Source organism: Anabaena sp. CS-542/02, from assembly GCF_028331085.1.
GTDB classification, from domain to species: Bacteria; Cyanobacteriota; Cyanobacteriia; order Cyanobacteriales; family Nostocaceae; genus Anabaenopsis; species Anabaenopsis arnoldii.
This window is the reverse complement of the sequence record NZ_JAQMTM010000045.1, coordinates 1-9,721: the sequence shown is the minus strand read 5'-3', so window position 1 is coordinate 9,721 and position 9,721 is coordinate 1. Positions and strand designations below refer to the sequence as shown.

Genomic DNA, 9,721 nt, shown 5'->3' with positions numbered 1-9,721 from the left:
GAATAGGGAATAGGGAATAGGGAATAGGGAATAGGGAATAGGGAATAGGGAATAGGGAATAGGGAATAGGGAATAGGGAATAGGGAATAGGGAATTGATGTGTACTTCATTAGCCTGAAAAAGGCTTTATCAAACATTCTCTAAGATGGGAAATTAGGGATGGAACATTGGTACATCATTACTACTGGTGGAACGCCGCGGTGATTGATGCGCCTAATATCCCCAACCGGCGGCATTTCTTGGGCTATTCAATGCTATGATGGGTAAGTTTGTTACCAAAATGTACTAATCCCAAAAAAACATATACCGCGTCAGGTGTTATCCGGAGGTTGAGACCAGGTCAGACAGGCTGTACCTGTTATTGCTGTTTAACCCCATAATACCCCGTTGTTAATACGGGCAAGTACTTCAATCGCACCCGTTGTTGGCGGTACGATATTAGGTATGGCAACCATTGAAATCTTGGGCGTTCCACACGCATACGAGCTCACGGCTCCTACTTCCTGTCCCCATGCTTTAGTCTTTATCCACGGTTGGCTCAATAGCCGTGGGTATTGGCAACCTGTCATTTCTCGCCTCTCAGTTGGCTTGCAATGCCTTTCTTATGATTTGCGAGGTTTTGGTGAATCTAAATCCCAGCCAGAACCAGATTTGACTCAAACACCAACTTCTGTAAACTTGACTTCTAACTCAATTGATGAGTCGAGTTTGTCCCTTGATTCCATTTATACGCCAGCTGTTTATGCTCAGGATTTAGCTGCCCTTCTAGAACAGATGAATATTACTAGTGCTTGGCTAATTGGGCATTCCTTGGGAGGCACAATCGCCCTGTGGGCTGCTGCTCAAATGCCTGAATGTGTTAAAGGAGTTATATGTATCAACGCCGGTGGTGGTATTTATCTCAAAGAGTCCTTTGAGCAGTTTCGTTCAGCAGGTCAAAGATTTTTGCAAGTCCGTCCGCGCTGGCTTTCTCATATCCCTTTAATTGATTTGTTATTTACTAGAGCAAGTGTCGCTCGTCCTTTAGACCGTTATTGGGCGCGTCAGCGTGTGGTAGATTTTGTCATGGCTGACCCAGAAGCCGCGCTAGGAGCATTACTAGACTTTACAACCGAGGAAGAAATTAACCGTTTACCTCAACTAGTGTCTCAGTTGCAGCAGCCAGTTTATTTCTTGGCTGGTACTGATGACAAAGTAATGGAACCCAAGTATGTTCGCCATTTAGCTAGTTTTCATCGGCTTTTTAAATATACTGGCGACAATGTGATTGAAATTCCCGATTGTGGTCACTTGGCAATGTTAGAACAGCCCGATGCAGTTGCTGATCATATTTGGTCAATAGTCAAACAATTTTCCATTGGACAATCCCACGGCTAGCAGCCCGTGGGATTTTTCCCATTGCTCGGCTACGCTATCTATCAACCAGACAAGTTACCAACTATACAAGTTCATCACCTGGGTGAGTGGTAACCTGGACTGAACACCTAAAGTCAAGGGTGATGTATGACCAAGGGATAGGTGATGAGACCCAGCGCTGGCAATCATAGCAGCGTTATCGGTGCAGTATTTCAGGGGTGGGAACAGGACACGCAGGTTATGCTCGCCGGCGGCTAACTGTAAGGTTTTTCTCAGGCTGCTGTTAGCTGCTACCCCTCCACCAACGGCAATGGTATTGAGATTATAGTCCAGGGCGCAGGCGATCGCTCTTTTGGTCAGCGATCGCGCCACGGTATCCTGAAAGCTAGCCGCTAAATCACTGACTGGTAATTGTTTTTCATCTTTCTCTAATTGCTGAACCAATCGCAGTACCGCCGTCTTTAACCCACTAAAACTGCTGTCATAGCGATGATATCCCCCACCTGGTAAAGAAACTTTACCTTCTGGGAAAGTAAAGGCGCGGGGATTTCCCGTTTGTGCTAATTTATCAATGAGAGGTCCACCAGGATAACCCAGTTGTAATAACCGTGCTACTTTATCAAAAGCTTCACCTGCGGCATCATCGCGAGTTTCACCCAGGGTTTCGTAAATACCACAATCCTTAACGTAAATCAAGCTTGTATGTCCACCAGAAACGAGTAAGCTAAGAAATGGGGGATCTAAACTGGGCTCACTCAAATAAGTTGCGTAAATGTGGCCTTCGAGGTGATGCACTCCCAAGAATGGCTTGTTATGTAACATTGCTAAAGTTTTAGCAGCAGTCAACCCTACCAAGAGTGCTCCTACAAGTCCAGGAGCACATGTGGCGGCAATGCCATCTACTTGATCCCAGTCTAGTTGGGCTTGCTCTAAAGCCTGTGCGATCGCCTCATTGATTGTTTCTAGATGTTGACGAGATGCCACCTCTGGTACTACCCCACCATATTGACTGTGAACTAGAATTTGGGAAGCTACCACACTGCTATAAACTTGACGATTGTTTACAATTGCCACGGCAGTTTCATCGCAGCTGGTTTCTATTGCTAAAACAGTTGCCATTGTCAGGTTATGTTAAGTAACGATTTGTTGGAGAAGCTTTAACTTTTATTTACTTAAACTTTACTCTGTTCCCGCCCAAGAGTATGATGACTTGCTAGTTATGCAAATAAACAACTGTACAAGCCGCTTCGTTTTGTACAATAACTTTTTGTTTTGTAATAAAAGGAAACAACTCATGAGACGATTGTTTGCTTTGATTTTAGCGATTTGTCTTTGGTCCAATTTTGCCCCTCCCGCCCAAGCGCTGGGGGCTAACCTGGTACCGTGTAAAGACTCTCCCGCATTTCAAGAGCTAGCAAAAAATGCCCGGAACACCACCGCAGATCCCGAATCAGGCAGAAAGCGCTTTGAGCGTTATTCTCAGGCACTCTGTGGACCTGAAGGTTACCCTCACTTGATTGTTGACGGTCGCCTTGATCGGGCTGGTGACTTCCTAATTCCCAGCATTCTCTTTTTGTATATTGCCGGTTGGATCGGCTGGGTAGGCCGTGCTTACCTCCAAGCCATCAAAAAGTTATCAGACACCGAAGCCAAAGAAATCCAAATTGATCTGGGTTTAGCACTACCCATTATCGGATCAGGCTTTGCTTGGCCCGCAGCAGCGATTAAAGAATTCCTATCGGGTGAGTTAACCGCTAAAGATTCAGAAATTACTGTTTCTCCCCGTTAATTATCCCTCACTCAATTCATCTCTTTTGGAGACTAAATTCATGGCAGACAAAGGCGAGCAATCCTCCTACTTCATCACTTTTCTTTCTACCGCTCCAGTAGCAGCTACCATCTGGCTAACCATTACCGCCGGAATTTTAATTGAATTTAACCGCTTTTTTCCTGACCTACTTTTCCACCCACTACCATAAGTAAAAAGTAGAGTTTCAGTCGTAATATTGTGTGGTGCAATTGCACCACACAATATTAGGCTCAGGCATCACCCGAATTAACAGGAATATTGACTAAGATCATCTGGCGATTATCTTAGCTGAAGAACAGCACATAAATTAATTTTTTTAAACTAAAGACCCAAAAAACATATTTACCCACAATTATTATTAATAATATAACAATGCCATCATTATGATTTAAAGGCGAATACACAATATGGCCCAAGCAGTAAATTCATCGAAAAATCGCCCCAGCGATCCCAGAAATAGCGAGGTAGTGTCTCCCGCAGGACGTGATCCTCAGCAAGGAAACCTCGAAACACCGATTAATTCTTCTCCCTTGGTGAAGTGGTTCATTAATAATTTACCCGCCTATCGTCAAGGTCTCAATCCTTCTAGACGTGGTCTAGAAGTGGGCATGGCTCATGGTTACTTGCTATTTGGACCTTTCGCTAAATTGGGTCCTCTACGTGATGCCTCTAATGCTAACTTAGCTGGATTACTGGGAGCTATTGGCTTGGTTGTGATTCTCACAGCCTGCCTATCTCTATATGCAAATACCAATCCTGCTAAGGCAATGGCCAGTGTCACTGTCCCCAACCCACCCGTAGATGCTTTCAACTCCAAAGAAAGCTGGAATAATTTTGCTAGTTCTTTCTTAATCGGTGGAATTGGCGGTGCAGTAGTCGCTTATTTCTTAACTAGCAACTTGGCACTTATTCAAGGTCTATTGGGTTAATTTGATTTTTTCATAATCAGGCATTGGGCATTGGTAATCGCTAATGATTAATTATGTTTTGCCATTACCCATGCCTGATGTCCCGTTTTTAGCAAAAATCATCCAGGAGGGTAATAACCCCAACGCTTCAATCAAATAACTTGACTTCTATGTCCTTAAGAGCATTTTCTAAATCGTCATTCAGAATTTGAACGTCAAACTCCCCTGCGGCTTGAATTTCTTCTTCAGCCCGGCGCAGACGAAGCGCGATCGCCTCCTCAGAATCTTGGCCTCGACCACGTATCCGATTCTCCAACTCCTTCAAAGAAGGCGGTAAAACAAAAATGCTCAGGGTGCTGGGGAAGGAAGCACGGATTTGTCTTGCGCCTTTAAGTTCAATTTCCAGTACCACCAATTTACCAGAGTGAACTTGGTTCAGCACAGCTTCGCGAGGAGTACCGTAATAATTACCGGCAAATTCTGCCCACTCCAAGAATTCACCTTGCGAAACTAATTGTTCAAACTTAGTGCGGCTAGTAAAGTAATAATTCTCACCGTTAATTTCTCCTAGACGGGGAGAACGAGTCGTCACGGATACAGAATAGTAAAGTTCCGGATGACGTTTTAAGAGCGCGTGCAGTAAAGTGCCTTTACCAACCCCACTTGGGCCAGTCAAAACAATTAGCCTGCCTAGAAAAGGGCTTTCTTTGGTTTTAGAACCAGTCTGGATAGGTAAAACTTGCTTCATCCGTTCAAACTCTGAATTAATTATTAACGGTCTCACCGCGCATTTGTGTGGAATGTACGTTGCTATTATTATTTTATGTCTAGTTAACTACACTGCTATTCCTAGAGCTACCCTCAGTAAGAATTAGTAACTATTTTTCCCAACCTGACTCACGAGAGCAGACTTGAAGTAAATTCAACTCCTGCGGCAATTCGGCTCACTCTTAACTTGCGGGTTTAACGGAACTCCTGTGGGATCACTAAAAAGAGACACTATTTATGGGTCATTAGCTGTGTTTTTGTGATCTGAGGAACTTGTGATCAACAAATTTGTAGCACATGAGTGACAGAAAACTTCTCTAATTAATATGGTACTGCGGATAGGGTGCAGATAGCTCTAGGGTTATTGACCTATATGAAATCAGTTATCTACAGTATGATGATCCCGAGAAATCACAAATCGATTCGCTACGGTTTCCGGTTGAATTGCCGAAAGAATCACGTGGCTCGAATCAGTAATAATTACAGCCCTGGTTCGACGACCATAAGTTGCATCTACTAGTTGACCTCTATCCCGTGCATCGGTAATGATCCGTTTAATGGGGGCAGACTCCGGACTAACAATGGCAACTACTCGGTTGGCAGACACGATGTTACCGAAACCAATGTTAATTAATTGTATTTCCATAAAAAAATTCACACCAAATGTGGTGTTACAAGCTGGTAAGGTAATTATCCCCATATTATCGTCAAAAAACACGAGTTACAACGCTTTATGTCTAGCCAGCCTGAGTTTTTAAATGACAAATCATTTTTTTGGCTAATAAATACCTAAATATACTAAAAATATTCCCCAGGAGATATGCAAAACCTCAACAAACAATCTAACTAAGTCGTTCACAAGAATTCAGAGACGAAACACAAATGCATGAATTATTAAAATTTAACAACGGAAAACTTTTACGTCAGGCGTTAACTCACCGTTCCTATGTCAACGAAAATTCTGGTGAAAAGGATAATGAGCGCTTAGAGTTTTTAGGCGATGCTTTGCTGACCTTTCTCAGTGGAGAGTATCTCTATCTCGATACTCGCTATCGAGAGATGGCAGAAGATGAAATGACTCGCCGAAGATCTGCACTCGTGGACGAGAAGCAACTCGCTAAATTTGCCATTGAAGTTGGTTTAGAATCCTTAATGCGCCTGGGAAAAGGAGCGATTCAGGATGGAGGACTTAAAAGCCCCAATTTATTAAGTAGCACTTTTGAATCAGTTGTTGGAGCTTATTATTTAGATTGCGATGGCAATATTGAGAAAATACGCCCGATTATTTTAGATTTATTTAAATCTGTGCCTGAAGAAATTATTCAAGTCCGTTCTAATGTGGATTCCAGGAACCGCTTACAAGAATGGGTACAGGCTAAGTTTGATTCTATGCTGCCCCACTATATCACGGAACGCATCGGAGGACAAGATCATGCTCCGGAATATTTTGCCCAGGTTTTTGTTGGTGAACAGCTTTACGGAGAAGGAAAAGCTCGTGGTAAAAAGGAGGCTAAAAAACGGTCTGCAGAAAATGCCTTAACTAAGCTCAAAAAACAGGGTTTAATTGCAGAATGAGCGCATTTAACGGTAATTGCAAAAGTCCCTTATTTCTGGCAGATGTCGCACGAAGTGCTGATTTTACTCAGCTTCAATATATAAGATGCCTATTTGAGGTTTGAACAGATTAGTTACACAACAAGGTTCTACAGCCATTCGTCATCTCAAGGAAATTATATTTTTTGCTGATGTTGACGTTGGTATGCGGACATTTTGCCGCTAGTAACCGCCTATAGGTAGAAGCTAAACCTGGTTGCTAGTGGATAAGTTAAACATTGAGAATATCGCTAAAGGAATGCTGTAGATGCCATGAAAACAATCTTTGGGAGAGTAACTCACACCAAGCTTAGGAAAATGCCACTGACACAATCATGTGGAAAAGCCGATTGAAACTGGCTTTTGTAATTACAAATTGGTATGACTAACTTGATTCTCCATGATATTTTATGCCAGTTTGTGTTAAAAACAAAGGAACTCCCCGAAGGTAAGCTACATCCGTTTGCGGAGGTTAAACCTGTGTAGTTTTCAATGCGGTTTGCGTAAAGCAATTAATTGCCACTGGTTAATAAAGTAGAAACCCTAATGATCGATTGTGACTAAAGGATAAGTTTCAAACCATGAGTAATATATAATACATGAAATACTAGTCAAGTGACAACACTAGCATTGGTGATTTCAACTAAATGCTCGAACTAATCACAAACATTAAAGGGTGCTGGTCTAGTTCTGGAAAATCAACTTCTAGCGTATAGCTTGTAACTAGTTCTTCAATGTATAATTCTATGCTCAACTTTCCTGGAGTCGCAGCATTGGCTATTGCCTGCTTACCATTTCCTTGTAGTTTCAAAATTCCAGGAGCGGGTAAATCACAATTAACTCTCAATTTCACCAGCTGATGATCCTGAGAATAGTATTCTACCCTCAAACTCAGAGGCCCGGCGCTGGTTAACCATTGTCTTTCTAGCACTGGATTGGCTAAAGACACTGGTAAAGTCAAGTTATCTAGCAGTTGTTTAGCTGCAAGTAATGACAATGCCATCTGCTGATGAGGTTGTAAATCTGAGTAATTATTCTGGATCTGGGGAATTGTATCCAGAGTGTTCACAGACCGATAGGTGCTTCTGAGCACCAATCCAGCTAAATCATTAATTGTCTGTGACTCATGGGGGAAAAAGCTCTCAACTACCTGAACTAGTTTTGCCCCTAGAGGTAGCGAAGATGTAATCAACCCCTGACATCTTGCCAATAATTGTTGGAAAACTTTATCTGGTAGGGGTATAGGCAGATTCAGCTTTGACTGCTGTGGTATCCATCCCCAGTTAGAATTTAATGCGAGAGATCGCTCTTCCACAATATCTGGGTAATCAACTAATTGAGACTCCCAGGGGAATAAAGGAGGCTGCTCTTGAGCTTGGATTTGTAGCCGACGCTTGAGGACGGATTGGAAACGTTCTTGCACAGTAGGAATTTCTCCCAATTGAAAGGTTTGGGGCATTCTTCCCAATTCTAGGTCACAGCTTGTGAAAGCAGCCACCTCATTGAGAAGGTCTTCTACCCCGTCAATTTCCTTACACTTTAACAGTTTAAGCCCGTTAGTGTTAGTTTTATTAGCCAACCACCAATCGAGTAAATCGGATTGTAAGGATTCTGAGTCACTATTCATGAGTAGATGCACTTGATCCGGATACTAGGGAGTTACGAATTTCCCATGCTTGTTCCAAAATTTTAAACCACCGTTTTTGTAGTTGGGCTGTTGACAAACCTAGAGTTTTAGCAATTTTCTCATCTGGCTGTCCAAGTTGTTTCAATTTCAGTAACGCTCTGTGTTTGTCATCCAATAATTCTGTATAGTTGTGCCATTGCTGGGGAGTTAAACCCAAATTAGTGTGGAGTGAGGCTTCTAACCACTCATGAACTAATTCCCAACGGTGTAATAAGGCAAACCGAATCAGATGATATTTAAAGCGTTGCTGTAAGTAGTCGCGTTGACGGGGAGTTAAACCCAAAATAGACTCAATTTCCTGAGTTGATAAATCCTGAAGACGAAGACAGAAGTAATCAGCACAATCAGATTGTTGTCGTTGTTCGAGATAATCCATTAATTCTGTAATCACAACCGAACGCAGAGTATCTTCTTCAGGTTCTGGTTCTGCTTGCATAGCCATTGCTGAACGCAATTGCTGTACTGCTGGTTCTTCCCAAGAACCATCGTTGTCATTGGAACTACCTTCTGCAGCTTGTTCGATATCTACATTGGTTTCCTGGGGTTGCTGTTGGGAAAACGTTTGAGCCCGCAGGATGATCAGCTGCTGCTGTCGTCCTGGTAAGGGAATTCGCCGCTTACCATAGCGTTCAATAAACGCCATGTATTCTGCCAATTCCAGGAGAGTTTGGGGACGATAAGTGGAGACCATCTGGTTTTCCCTGCGGAAAGCATTTAACGCTTCCAGATAAAAACCCTGTAGAAAATCTTCAATAATGGTCAGTCGTCCTTGATAGCTCAACTGTCTTTGAGGAGGATTGATGTAGCGATAAGTAATTGCACTCAGAGTACTGTGTAACTCTACCCTACCCCGACTAGAACCCAAGAGATAGTATCTCATACACTGTTGCAGGCGATGTCTGGCTAGGGAAATCGCCGAGCTTTGCACGTCGCCGGAAGCCTGGATACGTTTACTCTCTTGGCAAATCCGGTATACTTCAGTGGTAATTCTTGTGGCTACATCATGGCAATTCTGCTGGGAAGCTTTAGTTGATTCCTGAAGCTCCTGATATAGGACTTGGAATGTCCCTTCAACGCCGATAGAATTGTCTCCCTGAACGGTTGGGGTGGTAACTTTTTTGCTTGGAATTGTTGCAGTTGCGACTGAATTCATAGTCTCGGTTTTCGAAAGACCCTAAAATACTTAAGTAAAACATGTGACGACTGTGGGTGTTGGCTGTTTAAATTTTTCCCGTAATTAGGATCTGCCTATGTATGGCTTACGCAAGCCTTAGCTATCGGAGTTCCCAACTGTGATGGGATAGTTCACAATTTGATAGATGCTTTTGCCATTACCCACCGAGCCGTTTACAAGTCATTATGGATTTAAAAACACAAGTTCAATTGCTGATTAATAATGCACCCCGCGATGGCATAACACCACATCTCGTTTCAGCAATTGCTCCTGCATTGATTGCGATCGCTAAGAAATTACGCCATTCCCAGTACTATATTCTCCAAAATGCTGAAGAGCGCTGGGTGTTAACTACATTGAGCAATCGTGCACATCCAGGACTGGAAAAGCTCGTTATCTACGCTTTTCCTACCATACAGGATGTT

Annotated in this window: 10 protein-coding genes and 1 pseudogene; 6 read left to right on the top strand and 5 right to left on the bottom strand. The window is 42.9% G+C overall.

Annotated elements, in window-relative coordinates; all coding sequences use genetic code 11:
* Positions 1-444 precede the first annotated feature (444 nt).
* Positions 445-1,377 carry an alpha/beta fold hydrolase gene (locus PN447_RS04510; protein WP_271761151.1) on the top strand — a complete coding sequence of 311 codons (933 nt, stop codon included), beginning with the start codon at positions 445-447 and terminating at the stop codon, positions 1,375-1,377.
* 54 nt (positions 1,378-1,431) lie between these two features.
* Here the strand turns inward: PN447_RS04510 and tsaD are convergent, their stop codons facing one another.
* Positions 1,432-2,475, bottom strand: coding sequence for a tRNA (adenosine(37)-N6)-threonylcarbamoyltransferase complex transferase subunit TsaD (tsaD, locus tag PN447_RS04505; RefSeq protein ID WP_271761149.1), 1,044 nt, complete (start codon positions 2,473-2,475; stop codon positions 1,432-1,434).
* A gap of 175 nt (positions 2,476-2,650) precedes the next feature.
* Between tsaD and PN447_RS04500 the strand changes: the two genes are divergently transcribed.
* From PN447_RS04500 to PN447_RS04490, 3 genes are all read left to right on the top strand, one after another.
* The gene (locus PN447_RS04500; RefSeq protein WP_271733728.1) at positions 2,651-3,145 is read left to right on the top strand and encodes a Photosystem I reaction center subunit III; all 495 of its coding nucleotides are present in this window, start codon (positions 2,651-2,653) and stop codon (positions 3,143-3,145) included.
* Between the two features lie 40 nt (positions 3,146-3,185).
* Positions 3,186-3,335, top strand: coding sequence for a photosystem I reaction center subunit IX (psaJ, locus tag PN447_RS04495; protein ID WP_271733727.1), 150 nt, complete (start codon positions 3,186-3,188; stop codon positions 3,333-3,335).
* A 238-nt stretch (positions 3,336-3,573) separates the two neighbouring features.
* The gene (locus PN447_RS04490; RefSeq protein WP_271733726.1) at positions 3,574-4,095 is read left to right on the top strand and encodes a photosystem I reaction center protein subunit XI; all 522 of its coding nucleotides are present in this window, start codon (positions 3,574-3,576) and stop codon (positions 4,093-4,095) included.
* A gap of 127 nt (positions 4,096-4,222) precedes the next feature.
* On the opposite strand, the gene gmk is transcribed toward PN447_RS04490, so the two are convergent.
* Together gmk and remA are read right to left on the bottom strand one after the other, a co-directional pair.
* Complete coding sequence (gene gmk, locus PN447_RS04485; protein WP_271761153.1) at positions 4,223-4,822, bottom strand: guanylate kinase; 600 nt, start codon at positions 4,820-4,822, stop codon at positions 4,223-4,225.
* Between the two features lie 399 nt (positions 4,823-5,221).
* On the bottom strand, positions 5,222-5,488 hold the full coding sequence (gene remA / locus PN447_RS04480) for an extracellular matrix/biofilm regulator RemA (protein ID WP_271733739.1): 267 nt from the start codon (positions 5,486-5,488) through the stop codon (positions 5,222-5,224).
* A 236-nt stretch (positions 5,489-5,724) separates the two neighbouring features.
* Here remA and rnc point away from each other — a divergent pair, with 236 nt between their 5' ends.
* On the top strand, positions 5,725-6,417 hold the full coding sequence (gene rnc, locus PN447_RS04475) for a ribonuclease III (protein WP_271761148.1): 693 nt from the start codon (positions 5,725-5,727) through the stop codon (positions 6,415-6,417).
* A 661-nt stretch (positions 6,418-7,078) separates the two neighbouring features.
* On the opposite strand, the gene PN447_RS04470 is transcribed toward rnc, so the two are convergent.
* On the bottom strand, positions 7,079-8,062 hold the full coding sequence (locus tag PN447_RS04470) for a PatU (RefSeq protein WP_271761145.1): 984 nt from the start codon (positions 8,060-8,062) through the stop codon (positions 7,079-7,081).
* Entirely contained in the window at positions 8,055-9,275 is a 1,221-nt protein-coding gene (hetZ, locus tag PN447_RS04465; protein WP_271761143.1) for a heterocyst differentiation protein HetZ, read from the bottom strand. The genes PN447_RS04470 and hetZ overlap by 8 nt, the downstream gene beginning before the upstream one ends.
* Before the next feature lie 206 nt (positions 9,276-9,481).
* On the opposite strand from hetZ, the pseudogene PN447_RS04460 reads away from it, so the two are divergent.
* Positions 9,482-9,721: pseudogene (locus tag PN447_RS04460) on the top strand (hypothetical protein); the annotation flags it as partial.